At 50.8% G+C, this 26,659-nt stretch carries 18 protein-coding genes; 14 read left to right on the top strand and 4 right to left on the bottom strand.

Translation table 11 applies throughout. The features are described from left to right. Positions 1 to 83: 83 nt before the first annotated feature. The 11 genes from ABIC79_RS04375 (at position 84) to ABIC79_RS04325 (ending at position 16,290) form a co-directional block, all read left to right on the top strand. On the top strand, positions 84 to 3,530 hold the full coding sequence (locus ABIC79_RS04375) for a DNA translocase FtsK 4TM domain-containing protein (RefSeq protein ID WP_354566586.1): 3,447 nt from the start codon (positions 84 to 86) through the stop codon (positions 3,528 to 3,530). Between the two features lie 194 nt (positions 3,531 to 3,724). Further along, on the top strand, positions 3,725 to 4,336 hold the full coding sequence (gene lolA / locus ABIC79_RS04370) for an outer membrane lipoprotein periplasmic chaperone LolA (protein WP_013574777.1): 612 nt from the start codon (positions 3,725 to 3,727) through the stop codon (positions 4,334 to 4,336). A gap of 7 nt (positions 4,337 to 4,343) precedes the next feature. Further along, positions 4,344 to 5,687: a replication-associated recombination protein A gene (locus ABIC79_RS04365; protein ID WP_166860060.1), complete on the top strand. Its 1,344-nt coding sequence runs from the start codon at positions 4,344 to 4,346 to the stop codon at positions 5,685 to 5,687. Positions 5,688 to 5,793: 106 nt separating this feature from the next. Continuing rightward, on the top strand, positions 5,794 to 7,086 hold the full coding sequence (serS, locus tag ABIC79_RS04360; RefSeq protein ID WP_013574779.1) for a serine--tRNA ligase: 1,293 nt from the start codon (positions 5,794 to 5,796) through the stop codon (positions 7,084 to 7,086). Positions 7,087 to 7,285: 199 nt separating this feature from the next. Continuing rightward, a complete protein-coding gene (ynfE, locus tag ABIC79_RS04355) occupies positions 7,286 to 9,742 on the top strand; it encodes a selenate/tellurate reductase subunit YnfE (protein WP_166860062.1) in 2,457 nt (818 codons plus the stop codon). 83 nt (positions 9,743 to 9,825) lie between these two features. Then, a complete protein-coding gene (dmsA, locus tag ABIC79_RS04350; protein WP_354566585.1) occupies positions 9,826 to 12,273 on the top strand; it encodes a dimethylsulfoxide reductase subunit A in 2,448 nt (815 codons plus the stop codon). An 11-nt stretch (positions 12,274 to 12,284) separates the two neighbouring features. Beyond that, complete coding sequence (locus ABIC79_RS04345) at positions 12,285 to 12,902, top strand: DMSO/selenate family reductase complex B subunit (protein WP_013574782.1); 618 nt, start codon at positions 12,285 to 12,287, stop codon at positions 12,900 to 12,902. 1 nt (position 12,903) lies between these two features. Beyond that, positions 12,904 to 13,761, top strand: a complete 858-nt coding sequence (locus ABIC79_RS04340; RefSeq protein ID WP_013574783.1) for a dimethyl sulfoxide reductase anchor subunit family protein — start codon at positions 12,904 to 12,906, stop codon at positions 13,759 to 13,761. A 69-nt stretch (positions 13,762 to 13,830) separates the two neighbouring features. Then, positions 13,831 to 14,439 (top strand): Tat proofreading chaperone DmsD, encoded by a 609-nt coding sequence (gene dmsD, locus ABIC79_RS04335; protein ID WP_037036059.1) that lies wholly within the window; start codon positions 13,831 to 13,833, stop codon positions 14,437 to 14,439. Beyond that, positions 14,439 to 15,011: a ferredoxin-type protein NapF gene (napF, locus tag ABIC79_RS04330; protein ID WP_013574785.1), complete on the top strand. Its 573-nt coding sequence runs from the start codon at positions 14,439 to 14,441 to the stop codon at positions 15,009 to 15,011. The genes dmsD and napF overlap by 1 nt, the downstream gene beginning before the upstream one ends. A 133-nt stretch (positions 15,012 to 15,144) precedes the next feature. After that, complete coding sequence (locus tag ABIC79_RS04325; RefSeq protein ID WP_119261428.1) at positions 15,145 to 16,290, top strand: MFS transporter; 1,146 nt, start codon at positions 15,145 to 15,147, stop codon at positions 16,288 to 16,290. A 106-nt stretch (positions 16,291 to 16,396) separates the two neighbouring features. On the opposite strand, the gene pflA is transcribed toward ABIC79_RS04325, so the two are convergent. The 4 genes from pflA to ycaO form a co-directional block, all read right to left on the bottom strand. Further along, complete coding sequence (gene pflA / locus ABIC79_RS04320) at positions 16,397 to 17,137, bottom strand: pyruvate formate lyase 1-activating protein (RefSeq protein WP_015689580.1); 741 nt, start codon at positions 17,135 to 17,137, stop codon at positions 16,397 to 16,399. 270 nt (positions 17,138 to 17,407) lie between these two features. Further along, positions 17,408 to 19,690 carry a formate C-acetyltransferase gene (gene pflB, locus ABIC79_RS04315; protein ID WP_134706086.1) on the bottom strand — a complete coding sequence of 761 codons (2,283 nt, stop codon included), beginning with the start codon at positions 19,688 to 19,690 and terminating at the stop codon, positions 17,408 to 17,410. Positions 19,691 to 19,765: 75 nt separating this feature from the next. Then, positions 19,766 to 20,623 carry a formate transporter FocA gene (gene focA, locus ABIC79_RS04310; RefSeq protein WP_013574829.1) on the bottom strand — a complete coding sequence of 286 codons (858 nt, stop codon included), beginning with the start codon at positions 20,621 to 20,623 and terminating at the stop codon, positions 19,766 to 19,768. 498 nt (positions 20,624 to 21,121) lie between these two features. Beyond that, positions 21,122 to 22,885, bottom strand: a complete 1,764-nt coding sequence (ycaO, locus tag ABIC79_RS04305; RefSeq protein ID WP_112197640.1) for a 30S ribosomal protein S12 methylthiotransferase accessory factor YcaO — start codon at positions 22,883 to 22,885, stop codon at positions 21,122 to 21,124. Between the two features lie 325 nt (positions 22,886 to 23,210). On the opposite strand from ycaO, the gene serC reads away from it, so the two are divergent. The 3 genes from serC (at position 23,211) to cmk (ending at position 26,579) form a co-directional block, all read left to right on the top strand. Next, positions 23,211 to 24,296: a 3-phosphoserine/phosphohydroxythreonine transaminase gene (gene serC / locus ABIC79_RS04300; protein WP_037036024.1), complete on the top strand. Its 1,086-nt coding sequence runs from the start codon at positions 23,211 to 23,213 to the stop codon at positions 24,294 to 24,296. Between the two features lie 104 nt (positions 24,297 to 24,400). Continuing rightward, positions 24,401 to 25,684, top strand: a complete 1,284-nt coding sequence (gene aroA, locus ABIC79_RS04295; RefSeq protein ID WP_037036023.1) for a 3-phosphoshikimate 1-carboxyvinyltransferase — start codon at positions 24,401 to 24,403, stop codon at positions 25,682 to 25,684. 196 nt (positions 25,685 to 25,880) lie between these two features. After that, positions 25,881 to 26,579 (top strand): (d)CMP kinase, encoded by a 699-nt coding sequence (gene cmk / locus ABIC79_RS04290; RefSeq protein ID WP_013574833.1) that lies wholly within the window; start codon positions 25,881 to 25,883, stop codon positions 26,577 to 26,579. Positions 26,580 to 26,659 lie beyond the last annotated feature (80 nt).

The raw sequence follows: 26,659 nt of genomic DNA, 5'->3' as shown, positions 1-26,659 counted from the left end.
CCTGTGTATCTATACAGCTATGGCGCCGGGGAGTCTCGGCGCTGTTGCTTTTTCTCAGTTCACAGGAACCTGGAGAGCCTTTCTTGAGCCAGGAATATACAGAAGATAAAGAAGTTACCCTGAAAAAACTGAGCAATGGCCGCCGTCTTCTGGAGGCTTTGCTGGTTGTGGTAGCGATTTTTGCTGCTTATTTAATGGCGGCATTGGTGAGTTTTAACCCCTCTGATCCAAGCTGGTCTCAGACAGCCTGGCATGGGCCAATTCATAACTGGGGCGGTGGTGTAGGTGCATGGATGGCCGACACGCTGTTCTTCATCTTTGGCGTATTTGGTTACGCTATTCCACCTATTATTCTGTGTCTCTGCTGGGCGGCTTTCCGTCAGCGGGATAAACAGGATTTCGTCGATTATTTTGCCCTTTCGCTGCGCCTTATTGGCACGCTGGCGCTCATTGTCACGTCTTGTGGTCTTGCAGCCGTCAACGTTGATGACCTGTATTACTTCGCTTCCGGCGGTGTAATCGGCAGTTTGCTCAGTACCGCGATGACACCTTACTTTAATAATGTGGGGGCGACTCTGGTGCTGTTATGCGTCTGGGCTGCTGGCCTGACCTTATTTACCGGCTGGTCCTGGTTGACGATCGCCGAAAAGATCGGTGGTGCCGTGCTGGGTGTAACAAATATCGTGACCAACCGGTCCCGTCGTGACGATGATTATGATTACGACGAGGAGGACGATCCGCTACTGGAAGACGATGACGCAAAACCGGCTGCTAAAGTCGCGCCGGCCGTCGCTGCTGCAGCGGCTCCTGCAACTGCCGAAGCTTCCGAAGCTGATGAAGATGACGTGCTGTTCTCTGCGCCTTCGGTGAATGAACCTGTAGCGCAGGCATCTTCTGAGGCTACCGCACCTGCTGCGAGCGCGGCTGTTGCTGAACCGGTACAGGCAGCGGATCCTTATGCTGCTGAGCCGCCGGTTGCTAATATTTCACCGCAGCCAGCACCGGCAACGGCCATTCCGCCGTTATACAATTTCGAGATCCCGGAAGAAACATCAGTTCCGCGCCATCCGCAGCCCGTTCAGCAATCGCCTTCACCAGCACCAGTTGAGCGCAGAGAGGAAGATGGTCCAAGTCTGGGCAACTGGCAAACTGCCGTGGAGCATTCCCGTTCTCCGTTTGATTTCAGTTCAGCAGTGCCTGATGCCGCTCAGGCGGCCAGCGTGGCGGCCACCGCAGCACTGGCGACCGGCCTTGCACAGGCAGGGCAGTCCACGGCATCTTCCGCTGGTAACACCTTTATGCCGGCCTTCAGTGCTGTGAGCGATGAAAATCCACAGGTGAAAAAAGGCTTTGGCCCTGAGTTGCCGCGTCCTAATCCGGTGCGTATACCTACACGCCGTGAGCTGGCCTCGTATGGCATCAAGCTGCCTTCTCAGCGTATGGCAGAACAGCAGGAACAGGCACAGTCTGCGACGCATAGCGATCCACAGATCCAGGCAGACGTAGAAGCGCTACAGGAAGCAGCATTGCAGCAGGCGTTTGCCGCTCAGCAACAAGAGCGCTATGGCGATGCGGTCACTGAAAATGAACCTGATGAAGAAACTGCCTTGCAGGAAGCCGAATTGCGCAATGCGTTTGCTGCGCGTGAGCAGGCCCGCTATCAGCAGGATGTCGAACCGCTAAGCGGCGTGGTACAGCATCATCATTCACAAAATCAGCAGACTGAATTACCGGCTGTTGCTGATGATTTTGCCGCTGCGGCCATGAAACTCAGCCAGCATGATGCATTCAGCTTCTCACCAATGGCTGACCTGGTGGACGATACGCCTTCTGAACCGCTGTTTACATTGCCGGCACAAGCGGAAGAAGAACCGCAGCCTGCAACGTTTGCACAACAACCTTATCAGCGCGCTACGTCTTCTGAGCCCGTACAGCATGCGCAGGAATATGAGGCTCCACGACAGTCTTCGCCATCGGCGCAGCCTGATATGGATAGCCTGATCCATCCGTTCCTTATGCGTAATGAACAGCCGCTGGTGAAACCGACCACACCGCTGCCATCACTGGATTTGCTGACCTCACCGCCGGCTGAAGCTGAGCCTGTGGATGAGTTCGCGCTGGAACAGATGGGAAATCTGATCGAAGCGCGTCTGAATGATTACCGCATTAAAGCCGATGTCGTGGGGAAATTGCCGGGGCCGGTGATTACCCGTTTCGAACTGGATCTGGCGCCGGGCGTGAAAGCTGCACGTATTTCTAACCTTTCGCGTGACCTTGCCCGTTCATTGTCTGCGGTTGCGGTGCGTGTTGTGGAAGTGATCCCGGGCAAACCGTATGTCGGCCTGGAATTACCAAACAAGAAGCGCCAGACGGTATATCTGCGCGAAGTGCTGGACTGTGCGAAATTTAAAGAAAGTACGTCGCCGCTGACAATTGTGCTGGGTAAAGATATTTCAGGTGAGCCGGTTATCGCCGATCTGGCGAAAATGCCTCACTTGCTGGTGGCCGGTACGACCGGTTCCGGTAAGTCCGTCGGCGTTAACGCCATGATTCTGAGTATGCTGTACAAGTCTAAACCTGAAGATGTGCGCTTCATTATGATCGACCCGAAAATGCTCGAATTGTCGGTGTATGAAGGTATTCCACATCTGCTGACCGAAGTCGTTACTGACATGAAAGATGCAGCCAATGCGCTGCGCTGGTGTGTCGGTGAAATGGAACGTCGCTATAAACTGATGTCGGCGCTGGGTGTGCGTAACCTTGCCGGTTACAATGAACGTGTTCTGGAAGCGGAGGCGATGGGACGTCCCATTCCTGATCCGTTCTGGAAGCCGGGCGATGGCATGGCTGCTGAGCCGCCGTATCTGCAGAAAGAACCGTTTATCGTGGTGCTGGTCGATGAGTTTGCTGACCTGATGATGACCGTCGGTAAAAAAGTTGAAGAGCTGATTGCGCGCCTGGCCCAGAAAGCCCGTGCGGCAGGTATTCACCTGGTTCTGGCGACTCAGCGTCCTTCTGTCGATGTTATTACCGGTCTGATTAAAGCCAACATTCCGACCCGAATTGCCTTTACAGTTTCGAGTAAAATTGACTCCCGCACCATTCTGGATCAGGGCGGCGCAGAATCACTGCTGGGGATGGGGGACATGCTGTATATGGCACCAAACTCCTCGATTCCGGTGCGTGTTCACGGTGCTTTTGTCCGTGATCAGGAAGTGCATGCGGTGGTTCAGGACTGGAAAGCGCGCGGTCGTCCAAAATACATCGAAAGCATTGTTTCCGGTGGTGAAGATGGTGAGGGTGGCGGTTTAGGGCTGGACGGTGATGAAGAGCTCGATGCGCTGTTTGATCAGGCGGTTGCGTTCGTAGTCGATAAACGCCGTGCGTCGATTTCGGGTGTTCAGCGTCAGTTCCGTATCGGTTACAACCGTGCGGCGCGCATTGTTGAGCAAATGGAAGCGCAGGGCATTGTCAGTACTCCGGGTCATAACGGTAACCGCGAAGTGTTGGCACCACCGTCACACGAGTAAACCCAGCCGGTTTGCCTGCATTTGTTAAGAAGGGTCGCGAATGCGACCCTTGTGCAAAGATGCGTAAAACTATTGTTTTTCAGATGAATGAGCTACCGCCGGGGCGCTGCCTCGGATAGAGTTCGCACCATACGTCTTTTGCCTGTGTAAAAGGCATCGTCTGAAGTTTATGGATTTCTGAGGTAAGTATAAGAATGAAAAAATTGTTAATGGTAGGGTGTTTACTGACCGCATTTACCTCTGCTTCCGTTTTAGCGGATGCCAGCAGTGATCTCAAATCTCGTCTGGGTAAGCTCAATACTTTCCATGCCAGCTTCACGCAGACGGTAACCAGCGATGATGGTGCAGCCGTTCAGCAGGGCGAAGGTCAGTTGTGGGTGAAACGTCCAAACCTGTTTAACTGGCATATGACTACGCCGGATGAGAGCATTTTAGTTTCCGACGGTAAAACCCTATGGTTCTATAACCCGTTCGTTGAACAAGTCACGGCAACCTGGCTTAAAAATGCCACCGGCAACACGCCGTTCATGCTGATCACGCGTAATGATAGCAGTGACTGGGCAAAATATAACGTGAAACAGAAAGGCGATGACTTTGAATTAACGCCGAAAGCTGCGACCGGTAATCTGAAACAATTTGCGATCAATGTGACCCCTTCAGGCACTATCAAAAGCTTCACTGCCGTTGAACAGGACGGGCAGAAAAGTGCTTATACCCTGAAAGGTGAGCAAAATGCGTCTGTTGATGATGCCAAGTTTAAATTTACTCCGCCGCAGGGTGTGACGGTGGACGACCAGCGTCAGTGAGGTTAGTTTGAGTAATCTGTCACTCGATTTTTCCCAAAATGAATTCCAGCCACTGGCCGCCAGAATGCGGCCAGTCACTCTTGCAGAATATATTGGACAGCAGCATCTGTTAGCGCCGGGCAAACCTCTGCCGCGGGCCATTGAAACAGGGCAATTGCATTCGATGATTTTGTGGGGGCCGCCGGGTACCGGGAAAACGACGCTGGCAGAACTGATTGGCCGGTATGCAAACGCCGATGTTGAGCGTATATCTGCGGTCACATCCGGTGTTAAAGATATTCGGGAAGCGATTGAGCGAGCCCGGCAGAATCGCGATGCCGGGCGTCGTACCATTTTGTTCGTTGATGAAGTCCATCGATTTAACAAAAGTCAGCAGGACGCTTTCCTGCCGCACATTGAAGATGGCACCATTACATTTATTGGTGCGACCACCGAAAACCCTTCTTTCGAACTCAATTCCGCATTGCTGTCTCGCGCTCGTGTGTATTTACTTAAATCACTGACGGCTGAAGATATCGAGAAAGTGATTGATCAGGCGCTGAGCAATTCTGAGCGCGGTTACGCCAATGAGAAAATCCGTGTTCCGCCGGAAACCCGCCGGATGCTTTCGGAGCTGGTGAATGGCGACGCGCGCCGGGCGCTGAACAGTATTGAAATGATGGCCGATATGGCGGAAATCGACGCCAATGGTTACAGGACACTCACGCCGGAATTACTCACTGAGATTGCCGGTGAACGCAGTGCGCGCTTCGACAATAAAGGCGATCGTTTTTACGATTTAATCTCTGCATTGCATAAATCAGTGCGGGGTTCTTCGCCTGATGCGGCGCTTTACTGGTATGCCCGAATCATCACCGCCGGTGGTGATCCGTTGTATGTCGCCCGACGTTTGTTGGCGATTGCTTCAGAAGATGTCGGGAATGCCGATCCACGGGGCATGCAGGTGGCGCTCGCTGCCTGGGATTGTTTTACCCGTGTTGGCCCGGCTGAAGGTGAGCGTGCGATTGCCCAGGCGATTGTGTATCTGGCCTGTGCACCGAAAAGTAATGCTGTATACACCGCATTCAAATCTGCCATGCGTGATGCACGCGAAATGGCAGATTTTGATGTGCCGGAACATTTGCGTAATGCGCCTACCAAACTGATGAAAGAAATGGGGCTTGGTGCTGAGTATCGTTATGCGCATGACGAACCGAATGCATATGCGGCGGGAGAGGATTATTTCCCGCCTGAAATGGCCCGTACGCAGTATTATTACCCGACATCACGCGGGCTTGAAGGCAAGATCGGCGAAAAGTTGGCATGGCTTGCCGAACAAGATCAAAATAGCCCGACAAAACGCTACCGCTAATTTTATCGTTGCGGTAAGGTTACCGTGATAACTCTTTGACACGCTGCCATTTCAGACAGCGTGCATCATCAAATTAACATTCAATAACGACACGTACAGGATTAGCATGCTGGATCCCAATCTGCTGCGTAATGAGCTAGACGCAGTTGCAGAAAAACTCGCTCGCAGAGGTTTTAAACTCGATGTGGAAACGCTGCGTTCTCAGGAAGAACGCCGCAAAGTCTTGCAGGTAGAAACGGAAACTCTACAGGCTGAACGTAACTCCCGATCGAAATCTATCGGTCAGGCAAAAGCCCGTGGCGAAGACATCGAACCCCTGCGTCTGGAAGTGAATACGCTGGGTGAGAAGCTGGATGCAGCGAAAGCTGAACTGGATGCATTGCAAAATGACATCCGCGATATCGCTTCTGCTATTCCAAACATGCCTGATGACTCCGTGCCTGCCGGTAAAGATGAGAACGATAACCAGGAAGTGAGCCGCTGGGGCACGCCGCGTCAGTACGATTTCACCGTGCGCGATCACGTATCGCTGGGCGAAATGGCTGGCGGCCTGGATTTTGCCGCTGCCGTTAAACTGACGGGTGCGCGTTTTGTCGTGATGAAAGGGCAAATCGCCCGTATGCATCGCGCGCTGTCGCAGTTCATGCTCGATCTGCACACAGAGCAACACGGTTATCTGGAAACCTATGTTCCCTATCTGGTCAATCAGGAAACGTTGTACGGTACCGGTCAGTTGCCTAAGTTTGGCGAAGACCTGTTCCATACCAAACCCCTGGATGAAGAGGCGGGCAGCAGTAACTATGCGCTGATCCCGACGGCGGAAGTGCCGCTGACCAACCTGACCCGTGATGAAATTCTTGAAGAAGAATCTCTGCCACTGAAGATGACAGCGCATACGCCATGTTTCCGTTCAGAAGCCGGTTCGTATGGTCGTGATACCCGTGGTCTGATCCGCATGCACCAGTTTGACAAAGTTGAGATGGTGCAAATCGTTCGTCCTGAAGATTCAATGGATGCACTGGAAGAACTGACCGGCCATGCAGAAAAGGTGCTTCAGCTGCTGAATTTGCCATACCGCAAAGTTTTGTTGTGTACCGGCGATATGGGCTTTGGCTCTTGCAAAACCTACGATCTGGAAGTTTGGTTGCCAGCGCAGGATACATACCGTGAAATCTCCTCATGCTCCAACATGGGTGATTTCCAGGCCCGTCGTATGCAGGCGCGTTGCCGCAACAAAACCGATAAAAAACCACGTCTGGTTCATACCCTGAATGGTTCTGGTTTGGCTGTAGGCCGTACACTGGTCGCCGTGCTGGAAAACTACCAACAAGCTGATGGCCGTATCGAAGTGCCGGAAGTATTACGTCCGTACATGGGCGGTTTAGAATATATCGGTTAATCCCGTTATATCTGCACTAACATAGCGAAAAGCGCCTTAGGGCGCTTTTTTTTATGCATGAAATCATGCGTTACGTTACGAATTCCGTATTTCTTTCTCTTCAACCCCGCCTTTTTTGATAGCAGACAAGGTTTCGTACCCCCTAATAAGTAGTATCCATGCTGTTTGAGTGGGTATTGCCTCATTACCGGAGCGAAAAATGTCGGAAATCAAACCAGAAATCACCACGCTAAAAAGTGGTATCAGCCGCCGGACACTGATCAAAACATCAACGCTGGCAGGGCTGGCCGTGGCTGCGGATGGCGTATCCCTTCCTTTTAGCCGTAAAGCACTGGCCCAGGGAGTGGGTGAGGCGAAGCATTTAGTCTCCGAAGATAAAGTGGTGTGGGGCGCCTGTTCAGTCAACTGCGGTAGCCGTTGTGCGTTACGTTTGCATGTACGTGATGATGAGGTGTACTGGGTCGAAACAGACAATACCGGGCAGGATATTTACGGTGATCATCAGGTGCGCGCCTGCCTGCGCGGGCGTTCTATCCGCCGCCGCATGAATCATCCGGAGCGCCTGAATTATCCGATGAAGCGCGTCGGCAAGCGCGGTGAAGGTAAGTTTAAACGCATTAGCTGGGAAGAGGCGTTCGATGAAATTGCCAATAACCTGAAGCGTATTGTCGCGAAATACGGCAATGAAGCGGTATATATCAATTACACGTCCGGCATTGTAGGCGGCAACATCACCCGTTCTTCCCCTTACGCTTCGCTGGTTGCCCGCCTGATGAACTGCTATGGCGGTTTTCTCAGTCATTACGGCACTTACAGTACCGCGCAAATCGCCTGCGCCATGCCATACACGTATGGCAGTAACGAGGGCAACAGTACGTCAGATATTGAAAACAGCAAGCTGGTCGTCCTGTTCGGTAACAATCCGGCTGAAACGCGCATGAGTGGTGGCGGCATCACCTATTACCTCGAACAGGCACGCCAGCGTTCCAATGCCCGTATGATCGTGATCGACCCGCGTTATACGGATACTGCTGCAGGTCGGGAAGACGAGTGGATCCCTATCCGCCCGGGGACGGATGCCGCACTGGTGGCTGGCCTTGCGCATGTGCTGATCACTGAGAACATGGTCGACCAACCTTTCCTTGATTCGTATTGTGTGGGCTACGACGAAAAAACCCTGCCTGCGGATGCACCGGCCAACAGTCATTACAAAGCCTATATTCTCGGCCAGGGCGAAGATGCGACGGCAAAGACACCTGAATGGGCGTCCCGCATTACCGGTATTCCGGCCAATCGTATTGTCAAACTGGCCCGCGAAATCGGTCAGGCAAAACCCACCTATATTTCTCAGGGCTGGGGCCCACAGCGTCAGGCCAACGGTGAACTGACGTCCAGAGCCATCGCTATGTTGCCGATTTTAACCGGCAATGTTGGCATTAATGGCGGCAATAGTGGCGCACGTGAATCCACCTATACCATCACCATTGAACGCATGCCCGTGCTGGAAAATCCGGTCAACACACAGATTTCCTGTTTTAGCTGGACTGATGCTATTGCCCGTGGCCCGCAGATGACTGCCACGAAAGATGGCGTGCGCGGCAAAGACAAACTGGATGTGCCGATCAAATTCATCTGGAACTATGCCGGTAATACCATCACCAACCAGCATTCCGACATCAATAAAACCCACGATATTCTGCAGGATGACACGCAGTGCGAGATGATCGTCGTGCTGGAAAACTTCATGACCTCCTCGGCGAAGTACGCCGACATCCTGCTGCCTGACCTTATGACCGTCGAGCAGGAAGATATTATTCCAAATGACTACGCCGGAAATATGGGGTATCTGATTTTCATCCAGCCCGCAACGTCCGCTAAGTTCGAACGTAAAGGCATCTACGAGATGATGAGCGAAGTCGCGCGTCGTCTTGGCCCGGATGTTTATAACAAGTTCACCGAAGGCCGTACCCAGCGGGAGTGGTTGCAATATCTGTATGCCAAAATGCTGGCGAAAGACCCGGCATTGCCTGCTTATGAAGAACTACGGCTAATGGGGATATATAAGCGTAAGGATCCTGCCGGGCATTTTGTGGCTTATAAAAAATTCCGTCAGGATCCCCAGGCCAATCCGCTGAAAACACCTTCCGGTAAAATCGAAATTTACTCCTCTGCTCTGGCGAAAATTGCCGGCGAATGGGAGCTGCAAAAAGATGAAACCATTAGTCCGCTGCCGGTATATGCCTCAACCTTTGAAGGCTGGGACGATCCGAAACGTAGCCAGTTTCCGTTGCAGATGTTCGGCTTCCACTACAAAGCCCGCACCCATTCCACATACGGCAATATCGATGTTTTGCAGGCGTCCTGCCGGCAGGAAGTCTGGATTAACCCGATCGATGCCAAAACCCGTGGCATTGAAAACGGTGACAAAGTGAAAGTCTTTAATGACCGCGGTGAAGTGCGTGTAGCGGCAAAAGTCACCCCGCGCATCATACCCGGCGTTGTGGCTATGGGGCAGGGCGCATGGCATCAGGCCAATATGAGTGGTGACCGTATTGACCATGGTGCCTGTATGAACACGCTGACAACCCAACGCCCCTCACCGTTAGCGAAGGGTAATCCTCAGCATACAAATTTGATTCAAATAGAAAAAGTCTAAAGAAGCCACGAGCCACGAGCCAGGGCCCGATGACAGGGTTGTTAAATTTTCGTCCTTCAGATAAGGGCGTTACGGAGTAAGCAATGTCAGATTCAAACAGTAATAAAACCGATTCAGGCGGTGGGATCAGCCGCCGTGACCTGGTTAAGGGAACCACACTCGCCGGTATAGCAGCCGCAGTTGGCGGCATATCGTTGCCGTTCAAATCAATACGTGCGGAAAAGCTACAGGCTCCTGCCAAAGCTACAGATGAGAAAATCGTCTGGAGTGCCTGTACTGTTAACTGCGGCAGCCGCTGTCCGTTGCGAATGCACGTCGTTGATAACGAGATCCGCTATGTCGAGACCGACAATACCGGTAATGACAATTATGAAGGACTGCATCAGGTTCGTGCCTGTCTGCGCGGGCGCTCAATGCGTCGTCGTGTTTATAACCCGGACCGTCTGAAGTATCCGATGAAACGCGTGGGCAAACGTGGTGAAGGGAAATTCAAGCCTATCAGCTGGGACGAAGCCTTTGACACCCTGGCGGGCAGCCTTAAAGACATTATTCATCGCTATGGCAATGAAGCGATTTATCTGAATTACGGCACAGGTACGCTGGGTGGCACGATGACGCGTTCATGGCCGCCAGGCAAGACACTGATCGCTCGTCTGATGAACTGCTGCGGTGGTTATCTGAATCATTATGGCGACTACAGTTCAGCGCAAATTGCAGCGGGTCTTAATTATACCTATGGCGGCTGGGCGGACGGCAACAGCCCGTCTGATATCGAAAACAGCAAACTGGTGGTGCTGTTCGGCAATAACCCGGGTGAAACCCGTATGAGCGGTGGCGGGGTGACATATTACCTCGAACAGGCTCGCCAGCGTTCGAACGCCCGTATGATCATTGTGGATCCGCGCTATACCGATACCGGTGCCGGACGCGAAGACGAATGGGTGCCGATCCGTCCGGGTACTGATGGCGCGCTGGCAGCGGCGCTGGCGCACGTCATGATCACTGAAAATCTGGTTGATCAGCCATTCCTCGATAAGTATTGCGTCGGGTATGACGAAAAGACCTTACCGGCGGGTGTGCCTGAGAATGCGCATTACAAGGCTTATATTCTCGGCAAAGGGCCAGACGGTGTAGCGAAAACGCCTGAATGGGCGGCAAAAATCACGGGCATCTCCGTGGATAAAATCGTCAAGCTGGGACGTGAAATCGGACAGGCAAAACCAGCATTTATCACGCAGGGTTGGGGCCCGCAGCGTCACGCTAACGGAGAAATTGCAACCCGTGCAATTGCGATGCTGGCGATCCTTACTGGCAACGTGGGCGTTAACGGTGGCAATTCCGGTGCCCGCGAAGGTTCCTACGAGATCCCGTTTGTACGTATGCCGACGCTGGAAAATCCGGTTCAGACCAGTATTTCTATGTTCCTGTGGACGGATGCGATTGTGCGTGGCCCGCAGATGACCGCCATGAAAGATGGCGTGCGCGGCAAGGATAAACTTGATGTGCCCATTAAGTTTATCTGGAACTACGCTGGTAACTGTTTGATCAATCAGCATTCAGATATTAACCGCACCCATGACATTCTGCAGGATGACAAACAGTGTGAAATGATTGTGGTGATTGATAACCACATGACCTCGTCAGCAAAATACGCAGATATTATCCTGCCAGACTGCACGGCCTCTGAGCAGATGGATTTCTGTCTCGATGCCTCGTGCGGCAACATGGATTATGTGATTTTTGCCGATCAGGCGATTACGCCACGTTTCCAGTGCAAGAACATCTATGAAATGACCAGCGAGCTTTCCCGCCGCATGGGGGTAGAGCAGCAGTTCACCGAAGGCCGTACGCAGGAAGAATGGTTGCGTCATCTGTATCAGCAGTCACGTGAAGCGCTGCCAGAACTGCCAGATTTCGAGACCTTCCGCAAACAGGGCATATTCAAAAAACGTGACCCCGACCAGCATCATGTGGCTTACAAAGCATTCCGTGAAAATCCTGCGGCCAATCCGCTGAGTACGCCGTCCGGTAAAATCGAAATTTACTCTGCTGAACTGGCCAAGATTGCGGCTGAATGGGAACTCTCTAAAGAGGACGTTATTGATCCATTACCGGTGTATGCCGCCGGTTTCGAAAACTATGACGACCCGCTGGCCAGTAAATATCCGTTACAGCTGACAGGTTTCCACTACAAAGCGCGTACCCACTCCACTTACGGCAATGTTGATGTACTGAAAGCAGCCTGTCGCCAGGAAATGTGGATCAATCCGATGGATGCCGCACAGCGTGGTATCACCAACGGCGACATGATCCGCATCTTTAACGATCGCGGGGAAGTGCATATAGCCGCCAAAGTGACACCGCGCATGATGCCGGGCGTTGTCGCACTTGGCGAAGGTGCCTGGTATTCCCCTGACAGTAAAAAAATAGATCGTGCGGGCAGCATTAATGTACTGACTTCTCAAAGACCTTCACCGCTGGCGAAAGGTAACCCCTCTCATACCAACCTTGTGCAAGTGGCTAAGGTTTAACGGAGTAAATCATGACAACTCAATATGGCTTTTATATTGACTCAAGCCGCTGCACAGGGTGCAAAACCTGTGAACTGGCATGCAAGGACTTCAAAAATTTAACCCCGGACGTGAGTTTCCGCCGTATCTATGAATATGCTGGCGGCGACTGGCAAAAAGACGGAGATGGCTGGCATCAGAATGTCTTCGCCTATTATTTGTCAATTTCCTGTAACCATTGTGCGGATCCCGCCTGCACCAAGGTCTGTCCGAGTGGCGCGATGCATAAGCGTGAAGACGGTTTTGTGGTCGTAAACGAAGATATCTGTATTGGCTGTCGTTATTGCCATATGGCGTGTCCGTATGGCGCGCCGCAATACAATGAAGCCAAAGGTCACATGACCAAATGTGACGGATGCTACGAACGCATTGCTGAAGGTAAAAAACCGATTTGTGTTGAATCCTGCCCGCTGCGTGCGTTGGATATGGCGCCAATCGAAGAACTGCGTGCGAAATACGGTGAACTGGCTGAAGTGGCACCGTTGCCTGCTTCACATTTCACTCACCCAAATATCGTCATTAAACCCAATGCGAATTGCCGTCCTGTAGGCGATACCACGGGTTATCTGGCTAACCCGAAGGAGGTTTGAGATGGGAAACGGATGGCATGAATGGCCTTTGATGGTCTTTACGGTTCTGGGGCAATGTGTCGTTGGCGCATTTATTGTGCTTGCCATTGCGTTGCTGACTCAGCGCAGTAGGGAAGAATACCGCCAGATCCATCTCTCGATGTTCTTTTTGTGGGTGTTGATGGCGATCGCTTTCATCGCCTCGGTTCTGCATCTGGGGTCACCGCTGCGGGCATTCAATTCGCTTAACCGGCTGGGCGCGTCGCCGCTGAGCAACGAAATTGGCAGCGGCTCGCTCTTCTTTGCGCTGGGCGGGATTTACTGGCTGCTGGCGATGATCAACAAGATGCCACGCGTGCTCGCTAAAATCTGGTTAATCGTGACCATGCTGGCAGGTGTTGGATTCGTCTTCGCGATGTGTCGTGTGTATGCAATCAATACTGTGCCAACCTGGGACAATGCGTATACCGCGTTTCATTTTGGCCTGACGGTACTGATTGGCGGACCGGTTCTGGGCTACCTGCTGCTGCGTGGTGCTAATATTAATGGTTGTGCGCTACGTCTGCTGCCGGTCATCAGCTTTGTGTCACTGGTCGTGAGTATGGCTGTTGTTGTTATGCAAAGCGCCAGTCTGGCAGGCATCAGCAGTTCCGTTCAGGCTGCGTCAGCGCTTATCCCACAATACGGTGTGTTGTCGGTGTGGCGGCTGGTGCTGGTTGTTCTTGGACTGGGCTGCTGGTTCTGTCCGCTTATACTGCGTAAACGACCTGCACTGGCCTCAATGATACTGGCCTTTGTGCTGGTGTTTGCCGGAGAACTGATTGGTCGGGCGATTTTCTACGGTCTGCATATGACAGTGGGAATGGCAGTGGGCGGCTAATTTCAGGTAGTCAGGTTTATCAGGAGGCACGTCGCCAGTAAGGATGTGCCTCTGCAAAATGAGTTAATTATGTCAGCAGAATCAATTAGTTTAACCGGTAAAGTATTAGGCGCGATGCTGTTTTATCCGCCGAGCTCTCCTGAAGTTAGCGTCTTAATTACGTTACTTGAAAGCAGCGTCTGGACGGAGTCATGGCCATGTGCGAGTGACGAGGCTAAAACTCAGGCGGGAGAAACATTCAGCCAGATTACGGCCGCGTCTGAAAGTCTGGATGACGCGTATCAGCGTCTTTTTATCGGCCCTTATTCGTTACCCGCGCCACCTTGGGGCTCGGTGTATCTGGACAAAGAATCAGTGCTGTTTGGCGATTCAACGCTGGCATTGCGCCAGTGGATGCGTGAAAACGGTATTGAACCCCATCTGGAGCAGGCAGAGCCGGAAGATCACATCGGTTTGCTGCTGATGATGTCTGCATGGTTAGCCGAGAATTCACCTTCTTTGCTGGATGAATTTCTGACAGAGCATTTATTCCCGTGGGCCGGACGCTATTTCGAATTACTCCGTCAGAAAGCAGAACACCCGTTTTATCTCGGAGTGGCCGTACTGGCAGAATCCACACTACAGGGCTGGAAACAACAACGTAGTCTGGAAGCGCCCGTCGTGGATCTGTATTTCTGATGAGCGATTCCCGCGACGCCAGATACTATCGTGCCTGGATGAGCAGCAGAACGGTCAGCCGCCGTGGGTTATTCCGCGGCTTGCTGTCACCGGGCAAACAGGCAATTGAACAGGCGGCACAGCCTTCTGCGAACTTGCTGGCGCGCGTGATTGCCCGTCCGCCTCAGGCCATTGCCGAACCGATGTTTCAGCAACAATGTGATGGATGCGGACGTTGCGCACAGGCGTGCCCGGTCGGCATTATAAGCATCCAGGGAGGAAAGGCTTCGCTGGCTATCGATTATGCTGAATGTGACTTTTGCGGTGCCTGTACTCAGGCTTGCGAAAGAGAGGCGCTGGATCAGTGTGTGCCAATGGATACTGGTTTGCGTCCGGTTATTTTGTCCCAGTGTCTGGGACGGCTGGATGACTTGTGCCGAATGTGCGAAATTGCCTGTCCGCGCACGGCAATATTTTTTAATCAACAGAATCAACCTTCTGTTGATGACGCAAAATGTAATGGCTGCGGGAAATGCAAACTTGTTTGTTATCATGGTGATATTAACCTGTCTTTAAAGTGTCATTCATCTTAATCATTAAGCTTGATTAGTGTTTTCAATCATTCTTCTCCACTTTGTGCTCAGGTCAATTTTTGCCAGATTGACTTTTAAACCGCCGGTGGCATGATGCGCGCAATTTCTTCCTCTTTGTGGTCATCACCGCCCTATGTCCGCCTATTCCCGTCCTGTTTCTCTGCTCCTGTGCGGACTTCTGTTGTTGACGATTTCTATCGCCGTTTTAAACACATTGGTCCCTTTGTGGCTCAGTCATGAGCAACTTCCAACCTGGCAGGTCGGACTCGTCAGTTCGTCTTATTTTACCGGTAATCTGCTGGGTACTTTGCTTGCGGGCGGACTGATTAAACGTGTTGGTTTTAACCGCAGTTACTACCTTTCCTGCATCCTGTTTGCTGTCGCGACCGCAGGTCTGGCACTTTCAATAAGTTTCTGGAGTTGGGTGACGGCGCGATTCGTTGCAGGCATCGGCTGCGCATTGATCTGGGTGGTGGTGGAAAGTGCGTTGCTACGCAGCGGAACCGTCAGAAACCGCGGCCAGTTACTGGCAGCGTATATGATCATGTATTACATCGGCACGGTGGTTGGGCAGCTTTTGGTAGGTACGGTGCCGACGGCAATTTTAAGTGTACTGCCGTGGGTGACAGCGCTGATTGTCATTGCAATGCTGCCATTGTTATTAACGCATATTGAGAACCAGGAAAGCGGGCAGCCGCGTCATGCGGTAATGCCGATGTTCAGACGCCGTAATGCACGGCTGGGGATTAACGGCTGTATTATTTCCGGCATCGTTCTGGGATCTTTATACGGCCTGATGCCTTTGTTCCTGACGCATCAGGGAATGAGCGATGCAGATGTAGGTTACTGGATGGCATTGCTGGTCAGCGCCGGGATTATCGGGCAATGGCCGGTAGGGCGTTTGGCTGACCGTTATGGCCGTCTGATGGTTCTGCGCATTCAGATCTTCGCCGTTATCCTTGGCAGCATTGCGATGCTCAGTGGCTATGCGATGGCTCCGACGCTGTTTATTCTGGGCTGTGCTGGTTTCACGCTGTATCCGGTCGCTATGTCCTGGGCTTGCGAAAAAGTCAACGCAGAGGAGTTGGTGGCGATGAACCAGGCATTACTGATGAGTTACACCATCGGTAGCCTCGCCGGGCCGACAATGACCGCGATGCTAATGCAGAGTTATTCCGACCGTCTGTTGTTCGTGATGATTGCGGTGGTTTCGCTGGTGTATCTGGTGATGCTGATGCGCAAAGCGGATCATACGCATAATCCTGTAGCGACTGCTTAATCCTTTTTCATAATTAAAGCCGCAACCCCAATGATTTTGGGTATGTTCTGAGCCATAAAGCAAAAAAGACGCCATTTGGCGTCTTTTTTATGAGCATATCAGACTGTTAATAAATAACTTTATGCCCGTAACTGGCAAGAATATTTTTCACTCTTTCCATGATCTCTTTGGTGGGTGGATTTACGCCATCCAGACCGTATTTCTCACCCATTGCCGTCCATTTGTGTTTGCCCAACTCATGGTATGGCAGCAGTTCGATCTTCTCGATGTTGGTCATATCTTTGGTGAACTCACCCAGCTTATGCGCGGAGTCATCATCATCAGACCAGCCCGGCACCACGACATAACGGATCCAGGTGCGCTGATTACGTTTTGCCAGATAGCGGGCAAAGTCCAGAGTGCGGTGGTTGGACACGCCCACCAGATTCTGGTGAATGTCATCATTCATCTGCTTGAGATCAAGCATGACCAGATCAGAGACATCCAATAATTCGTCGATCACCGGATCATAACGGCGGACAAAACCGTTGGTGTCCAGGCAAGTGTTGATCCCTTCTTTCTGGCAGGCGCGGAACCAGTCACGCACAAACTCTGCCTGAAGAATGGCTTCGCCACCAGAGGCTGTTACACCACCGCCGGAAGCATTCATGAAGTGACGATACGTCACGACTTCTTTCATTAAATCATCAACATTGATCTCTTTTCCGCCATGTGTATCCCAGGTATCGCGGTTGTGGCAATACATGCAACGCATCAGGCAACCCTGGAAGAAAACAATGAAACGGATACCTGGGCCGTCAACGGTGCCACAGGATTCATATGAGTGGATGCGACCTTGAACTGACATTGCGGGTTGTTCTCCATAGTGACCAATAAATAGCAGTCTACATGTGCGGATGCTGGCCTGGCAGAGATAAACTGGAAACCACAGGTTTATGATACCAGACAATCAATAAGGTTGATTGTCAGCAATGGCGGTACTGCTTTGCCAGAAGTCCACAACGTATAGCGCTCTGGCAAAACAGACTGTCGTACAGACAGTGCGGGCAGGGAGGGATGAAACAAAGGCTCCACGTTGTGGAGCCTTTTTATCAGACCAGATTACAAGGTTGAATTATTACAGGGACTTAGTGAAAGTACGGGTAATAACGTCTTGTTGCTGTTCTTTAGTCAGTGAGTTGAAACGCACTGCGTAGCCAGAAACACGAATGGTCAGCTGAGGATAGTTTTCAGGATGTTCCATCGCATCTAACAGCATTTCACGGTTCATGACGTTCACGTTCAGGTGTTGACCACCTTCGATGGACGCTTCGTGGTGGAAGTAACCATCCATCAGACCCGCAAGGTTGGCTTTACGCACATCATCGTCTTTACCCAGCGCATTTGGCACGATAGAGAAGGTATAAGAAATACCATCTTTCGCGTAAGCAAACGGCAGTTTAGCAACGGAGGTCAGAGAGGCAACCGCACCTTTCTGGTCACGACCGTGCATTGGGTTAGCACCCGGCCCAAACGGAGCACCAGCACGACGACCATCTGGAGTGTTACCTGTTTTCTTACCATAAACCACGTTAGAGGTGATGGTCAGAACAGACTGAGTTGCTACAGCGCCACGGTAGGTACGCAGTTTCTGAATTTTCTTCATGAAACGTTCTACCAGGTCACAAGCGATGTCATCTACGCGAGAATCGTTGTTACCGAACTGTGGATACTCACCTTCAATTTTGAAGTCTACAGCCAGGCCGTCTTCGTCACGGATGGTGCTAACTTTTGCATATTTGATAGCAGACAGGGAGTCAGCAGCAACAGACAATCCTGCGATACCACATGCCATGGTGCGATAAACATCGCGGTCATGCAGAGCCATCAGCGATGCTTCGTAGCTGTATTTGTCATGCATGTAGTGAATGATGTTCAGCGCAGTCACGTACTGTTTAGCCAACCAGTCCATGAAGTGATCCATGCGTTCCATGACTTTATCAAAGGTCAGCACTTCATCCATCATTGGTGCTTCTTTAGGACCAACCTGGATTTTCATTTTTTCATCAACGCCGCCGTTGATTGCGTACAACATGGTTTTCGCCAGGTTTGCACGAGCGCCGAAGAACTGCATTTGTTTACCCACAACCATTGGGCTCACACAACAAGCGATAGCATAGTCATCGTTGTTGAAATCAGGACGCATCAGATCATCGTTCTCATACTGTACAGATGAGGTATCGATAGACACTTTCGCTGCGTACTTTTTGAAGTTCATTGGCAGCTTTTCTGACCACAGAATGGTCATATTTGGCTCTGGTGAAGGTCCCATGGTGTACAGGGTATTCAGGAAGCGGAAGCTGTTTTTGGTAACCAGAGTACGACCATCAACACCCATACCTGCCAGGGATTCTGTCGCCCAGATTGGGTCACCGGAGAACAATTCATCATATTCAGGGGTCCGCAGGAAACGCACCATACGCAGTTTCATAACCAGGTGGTCAATCAGTTCCTGAGCTTGTTCTTCGTTCAGTTTGCCTGCTTTGATATCACGTTCGATGTACACGTCAAGGAAAGTAGAGACGCGGCCAAAGGACATCGCAGCACCGTTCTGAGATTTAACGGCAGCCAGGTAACCGAAGTAAGTCCACTGAACAGCTTCTTGTGCAGTTGTTGCAGGACCAGAGATATCGCAGCCATATTTAGCAGCCATTTCTTTAATCTGACCCAGAGCACGGTGTTGTTCTGAGATTTCTTCACGCAACTGGATGGTCATTTCCAGGTTTACGCCATTTTCCAGGTCGTCTTGCAGAGACTGGAATTGTGCGTATTTGTCGGCCATCAGGAAGTCGATACCATACAGCGCGACGCGACGGTAGTCACCGATGATACGGCCACGACCATAGGCATCTGGCAGACCGGTCAGCACACCAGATTTGCGGCAGTTCAGGATGTCTTTAGTGTAAACATCGAAAACACCCTGGTTGTGGGTTTTGCGGTAATCAGTGAAGACTTTTTTCAGTGCCGGATCCAGTTCACGACCGTAAACTTTACATGAACCTTCCACCATTTTGATGCCGCCGAAAGGGATCAGGGCACGTTTCAATGGCGCGTCAGTTTGCAGACCAACGATGGTTTCCAATGATTTGTTGATGTAGCCGGCATCGTGAGAGGTGATGGTAGAGGCAACGTCGGTATCGAAATCTACTGGAGCCTTAGTACGGTTCTCCAGTTTGATACCATCCATTACTTTATCCCACAGGGTGGTTGTCGCTTGGGTAGCGCCAGCCAGGAAGGACTCATCACCTTCATACGGTGTGTAGTTCTTCTGAATGAAGTCACGGACGTTTACGCCATTCTGCCATTCACCAGCACTAAAACCCTGCCATGCGTTGGTCAATTTTTCATTGAGCTTGGACATTTTGCACCTACCTTCTAATTTGGATTTCTTTAAAAATCACGTGTAAAACTGTCGTAACAAGACTGCCACATTGTTTCAGTGGTGTTTCTCATCGCGAAGATATATGACCCAGTACGTTAACCCTACCAGCAAACCACCCCCAATGATGTTACCGATGGTCACAGGGATGAGATTGTCTATGATAAAGTTAGGGATATTCAGCTCTGCGAATTGTGCCGGTGTTGCCCCGACAGCCTGCCAGAATTCTGGTGTCGCAAAATTTTTCACTACGATGCCTAAAGGGATCATGAACATGTTAGCAATGCTGTGTTCAAAGCCGCTGGCGACAAACATGCCGACCGGTAAAATCATAGCGAACATTTTATCCATCAGACTGCGGCCGGAGTAACTCATCCATACCGCCAGGCAAACCATCAGGTTTGCGAGGATCCCCAGACATACGGCTTCGATAAATGTATGATGCATTTTATGATCAGCAGTTTGCAGAACGTTCAGTCCCCACAAACCGTTATCAACCATGTATTCACCGGAGAACCAAATCAGAGCCACAAAGAATAAGCAGCCGACCAGGTTACCAATATAGACATTGACCCAGTTGCACGCCAATTGCCCCCAGGTGATTCGACCGCTGGCTTTCGCAATGACGATAAGTACAGTGGACGTGAACAGGTCCGCACCACATACGACAACCAGCATAAGACCCAGAGAGAAGCAGATGCCCCCAACCAGTTTTGCAAGGCCATAAGGGACGGTACCGGTGCCTGTAGTGGCGGTGATATAAAAAGCAAAAGCAATAGAAATAAAGACGCCAGCAGTAATGGCTAAAAAGAATGTTTTTAACGGCTGTTTGGTGGCTTTATAAACGCCAGCATCTTCAGCAATTTTCGCTGTCGCGGCGGGTAAAATGAGATCGAAGGGGTTGTCAGCTTTCACATTAACTCTCTTATTCAGGGCTATGCACTGCGCAACGAGATACTAGCAAAGCAGTATAACGTAAAAATTGACGTGGATCATATGAGGGGGTTTTTGGTGGTTTTTAATGGACTGCCAAAGGGGTGGTTTTATGGGTAATTAATTGAAAATAAACGAATAAAAAGATTTTAATTTTTGCAAATAAAGTTGAGAAAGCAAGCGTTTTTTTTCAGATTTCAGTTAATACAAAGGATTCAGTGTTAATAAATATCGTTATTTTGATTTTATAAATTTCACTTTCAATTAACTTATAAAATAATTGCTATATTTTTCTCGCAAAAATGACAAGCGGGTATTATTTCGCGCGGAATTACACGTCATTTTGATGGTCGAGTCAAACTTTTGCGGACAAATACAGCAGCAGAAGCTTAGGATTTATAGTGAACTGATAGCGAATTTATAAACAAAAAAACCGACAGGAAATCCCGTCGGTTTTAATCGCTTCAAAGTGTCAGTGAATCAGGCTTTCGACCAGTGACGACGTTTGGCGACTTGCAGCTTTTCGTATGCACCAAGCAGCGCCTGATGGGCTGGCAAGGCCTTCAGCTCAGGGTCGACTGCAAACAGACTGTGGAAACGGACTTCTCCACTGATGGCCGCCGAAGCATCCTCAACTGCTTTCTGACCATACATTTTCACGAAAGCGTTGTAGTACTGGGCTGGCTCGCGATCTTCTTCCAGAGACAACTGGAGCAGGGTTTGCAGGCAGCGGTAATAGTTGTTGCGCTCATCGCTGTACACCGAGGAATTGAACTCATGCGCCCATTCAGCCCAGGTCAGCGCCTGATCCAAATCACCACCGGCAAGAGCCAGCATAGATTTCAGCTCACCGACACGCAGCGTGTACCAGCCGTTGTCTTTGCCGCTGGCGATCCCCAGCAGTTCGCGAACGCGGGTAAAGTCATCCAGACCTTCATCGTCGAGTTGAGTGATCATCTCAAGATAGGTTTCTTTTGGCAGATCGCTGCCCGGCAACGCCAGCAGTTGATCACGCAAATGCGCGCCCATGCTGTTATTCGCCAGCAATAAATCTTCGGCAGGATAAATGTCAGACATGCCCGGAACGATAATGCGGCAGGCGTATACATCCAGATGTTCGTAATCGGCGATATACACTTCAGCATCTTCTTTATCAAAGATAGCCATCAGTGTCGCAAATTCTTCTTCAGTGGTACCGCTGAAACTCCAGTCTGCAAACGGATAGTCTGCGTCTTGTTTGAACATATCCCATGAAATCAGACCGCTTGAGTCGATGAAATGGGTTTCAAGGTTAGCGTGTTCAGCCACTTCTTCGTCGTCAAAAGTAGGCGCCGTGAAGACATCCAGGTCTTTCAGACTGCGGCCTTGCAACAGTTCCGTCACGGTACGTTCCAGTGCGACGCCAAAATCAGGGTGTGCACCAAAGGACGCGAAACAGGTCCCGTTCGCCGGGTTGAACAGAACCACGCAAATGACCGGATAATTGCCGCCCAGCGAGGCGTCATAAGAAAGAATAGGGAAACCTTCTTCTTCCAGTTTGGCAATGGCTTCAACCACTCCAGGATAGCGTGCCAGAACCTCAACAGGGATTTCAGGCAGGCTGATGGATTCTGCAATGATGCGGTTTTTGACATAACGCTCGAAGACTTCTGACAGCCCCTGAACCCGCGCTTCATTGGCGGTGTTACCCGCGGACATCCCGTTGGAAACGTACAGGTTGCCGATGATGTTCATCGGAATATAGACGGTTTGCAGATCGGACTGACGGGTAAATGGCAGAGCGCAGATACCACGATCAGGATTGCCTGATTGCAGGTCGATCAGATCACGGGCAACCAGTTCTTTATCGGCATCATAAAATGCGTGCAGGCGCTCATCCAGGATCCCGGCGGGCAGACTGTCGTCTTCCGGAAGCGGGAACCACTTCTCATTCGGATAATGAACGAAATCGCCATTAGCGATTTCTTTGCCCAGATAGAAATCAGCGAAGAAATAGTTAGTCGACAGGCGCTCAAAATATTCACCCAAAGCAGAAGCCAGTGCGGCTTTTTTGCTGGCGCCTTTACCGTTGGTGAAGCACAGCGGGCAGTCGCGATCGCGAATGTGCACTGACCAGACGTGGGGAACCGGATTCAGCCACGAAGCTTCTTCGATATTAAAGCCGAGATCGGTGAGTTTTTGTTGGAAGCGGGAAATGGAGTCTTCCAGCGCCGCGTCTTTACCAGGAATAAAAGTTTGGGTCATTGAGTTCACTTTTGAGCGTGCTAAAAACGTGCAATGATACGGGGTTTTGCACATTAGCTCCATGTATTCGTGTTAAGAATGTAATCGCTGTGTGAAGTCAAAGGCTTGAGTTTGAACACGCTGTTATACCGTGTGAAATTTGACGGTGCTTACACATATTATTCCGAAAAATCAGGGTTAAAAGGAGGAATGAACCTTGTGATCAACATCTCATCGCTGTTTATCAGGTCGTCATCAATAACCGTTGCAGACTGCTTGTCTCGGATGATAAAACCGTTAAATTAGTGACTACTATGTGACTGTCTCAGAGAAGTGGTGAGGGGAAATGACTCAGGTTTATAATTTTAGTGCAGGTCCGGCAATGATCCCGGCTGAAGTATTGCGTCGTGCGGAACAGGAACTTTGTAACTGGCACGGACTGGGTACATCGGTGATGGAAATCAGTCACCGTAGTAAGGAATTTATCCAGGTTGCTGAAGAATCCGAAAAGGATATCCGTGACCTGCTCAATATTCCCTCGAACTATAAAGTGCTGTTCTGCCATGGCGGCGCCCGTGCGCAATTTGCTGCTGTGCCAATGAACCTTTTGGGTGAAAAATCCTCCGCTGATTATATTGATGGTGGCTATTGGGCACACAGCGCAGTTAAAGAAGCCCAAAAATATTGCACGCCAAACGTGATTGATGTCACCACTACGATTGATGGTAAGCGTGGCATTCTGCCGATGAGCGAATGGAAACTGAGTGCAGATTCTGCCTACGTTCATTATTGCCCGAATGAAACTATCGATGGTATCGCTATTGATGAAATGCCTGATTTTGGCGACAAAATCGTGGTAGCAGATTATTCATCCTGCATTCTTTCCCGCCCGATTGACGTCAGCCGTTTTGGGGTGATTTATGCTGGCGCGCAGAAAAATATCGGTCCTGCGGGTCTGACCCTGGTTATCGTTCGTGATGATCTGCTGGGCAAAGCGCGCACTGAATTGCCTTCTATCCTCGATTATACCGTGCTGGCTGAGAACGACTCTATGTTCAATACCCCGCCGACCTTTGCATGGTATCTGTCAGGTATGGTATTCAAGTGGCTGAAAGAGCAGGGCGGTCTGCGCGAAATGGAAAAGCGCAATCGTGCAAAAGCCGAACTTTTGTATGGCGCAATCGATCGCACCGGCTTCTATCGTAACCCTGTGGTGGCGGCTAACCGTTCGTGGATGAACGTTCCTTTCCAGATGGCAGATGCCTCGCTGGATAAACTGTTCCTTGATCAGGCACAGGAAGCCGGTCTGCATGCACTAAAAGGCCACCGCGTGGCTGGCGGTATGCGCGCATCTATTTATAATGCAATGCCGATTGAAGGCGTAAAAGCCCTGACCGACTTTATGGCGGAGTTCGAAAAACGTCACGGTTAAGTGTGCTGGCTTTCAGGCTCGCAGAATGCTTCATTGAGAAGCCTTAAAAATGACCCCGGCTCAATGTCCGGGGTCATTTTATGAAAAGAAGAATTGGAGAAAGAGTGGAATCCCTGACATTACAACCCGTTGCGCTGGTTAACGGCAGCATCAATTTACCTGGCTCAAAAAGTGTTTCTAACCGCGCACTTTTACTGGCTGCTTTTGCACAGGGTACTACCCGCCTGACTAACCTGCTCGACAGCGATGATGTGCGTCATATGTTGACAGCACTCACTCAACTGGGTGTCACGCATCGTTTATCTGCATCCCGCACCGAGTGTGAAATCGATGGTCTGGGCACGGCTTTTTCCAATGCTAAAGGTCTGGAACTGTTTCTTGGGAATGCAGGAACCGCAATGCGTCCGCTGGCGGCAGCATTATGCCTGGGCGAACAGGATGTTGTACTGACCGGAGAGCCGCGCATGAAAGAGCGCCCGATCGGGCATCTGGTTGATGCGCTTCGTCAGGGCGGTGCGCAGATTGATTATCTGGAGCAGGAAAACTATCCGCCTTTGCGCCTGCAGGGTGGATTTAGTGGCGGTGACGTCAGTGTTGATGGCAGTGTTTCCAGCCAGTTTCTGACAGCGTTATTGATGACAGCTCCGCTGGCAGATAACGATACAACCATTCAGATTAAAGGTGATCTGGTTTCCAAACCTTATATCGATATCACGCTGAACCTGATGAAAACCTTTGGTATTGAAGTGGAAAACCACGAGTACCAGAGATTTAGCATCCAAGGACGTCAGCATTATGTGTCTCCGGGGGCATATCTGGTCGAAGGTGATGCCTCTTCAGCGTCCTACTTCCTGGCCGCTGCGGCGATCAAGGGCGGTACGGTTCGTGTGACCGGAATCGGCAAAAACAGCATGCAGGGCGATATTCGTTTTGCAGACGTGCTGGAAAAAATGGGTGCTACTATTCACTGGGCTGATGATTATATCGAATGTACCCGCGGTGAACTGAACGGCATTGACATGGACATGAACCATATTCCTGATGCAGCAATGACCATTGCTACCGCTGCCTTGTTTGCTGAAGGCCCGACAACGTTGCGTAATATTTACAACTGGCGTGTTAAAGAGACCGATCGCCTGACGGCGATGGCGACTGAGCTGCGTAAAGTCGGTGCAACAGTGGAAGAGGGCGAAGATTACATTCGTATTGATCCGCCTCAATCGCTGAAATTTGCCGAAATTGGCACCTATAATGATCACCGCATGGCGATGTGTTTCTCGCTGGTGGCGTTATCCGATACGCCGGTGACCATTCTTGATCCGAAGTGTACCGCAAAAACGTTCCCGGACTATTTTGACCGTCTGGCGGCAATCAGCACACTGGCATAGTTTTTCACTTGGTTGCCCGTGTATGAACGGACATCCCTGATGTCCGTTTTTTTGTTTTCAGGCTCAGAACCGTCCGCTTTTTAGCCAACTGAAAAATGTGGGGTAACAGTTGCAGTGAAGGCAGCGTATAATGCCGCTCCTGAATTAGTCCTGTGAGGCTAATGAAGCGGGCATACCCCACCGAAAGGAGACAAAAATGACGGCTTTAGCCCCGGTAATCACCGTTGATGGGCCAAGTGGTGCAGGTAAAGGTACGTTGTGTAAAGCGTTGGCCGAAGCCTTTAACTGGCATCTGTTGGATTCCGGCGCGATTTACCGCGTTTTGGCGCTGGCGGCTTTGCATCACCAGGTTGATATTGTCTCAGAAGAGGCGCTAGTTCCGCTTGCCGCACATCTCGACGTTCGTTTTGTGGCTCAGGATGGGCAGTTGCACGTTATTTTAGAAGGTGAGGATGTTACCCATGAAATCCGCACCGAAACGGTAGGCAATACTGCGTCTCAGGCGGCGGCATTTCCCCGCGTTCGTGAAGCATTATTGCGCCGGCAGCGCGCATTCCGTGATGCACCGGGCCTGATTGCGGATGGTCGTGACATGGGGACGGTGGTTTTCCCTGATGCACCGGTGAAGATATTTCTGGATGCCAGTTCGGAAGAACGTGCAAACAGAAGAATGCTACAGTTGCAGGAAAAAGGCTTTAGTGTTAACTTTGAACGGCTTTTAGCCGAGATCAAAGAGCGCGATGACCGTGATCGTAACAGGCCCGTCGCGCCTCTAGTGGCTGCTTCCGATGCGTTGTTGCTGGATTCAACCAGCATGTCCATCGACGAAGTCATCGAAAAAGCACTGGCTTATGCCACAGAAATTCTAGGATTGCCGCAAAAACAAACCCGGTAATCGAGCCTCACTCTGGTGCTGAAGAATATTCAGTGCCAGTTTTGGCTATAGTTTTTTTTAACCTCGCCGCAAGGATCTGT

The organism is Rahnella sp. 2050 (genome assembly GCF_040544515.1).
In the GTDB taxonomy this organism is placed as follows: domain Bacteria; phylum Pseudomonadota; class Gammaproteobacteria; order Enterobacterales; family Enterobacteriaceae; genus Rahnella; species Rahnella aceris.
Note: the sequence above shows the minus strand (reverse complement) of the source record. Positions and strands in the feature narration are given on the sequence as shown.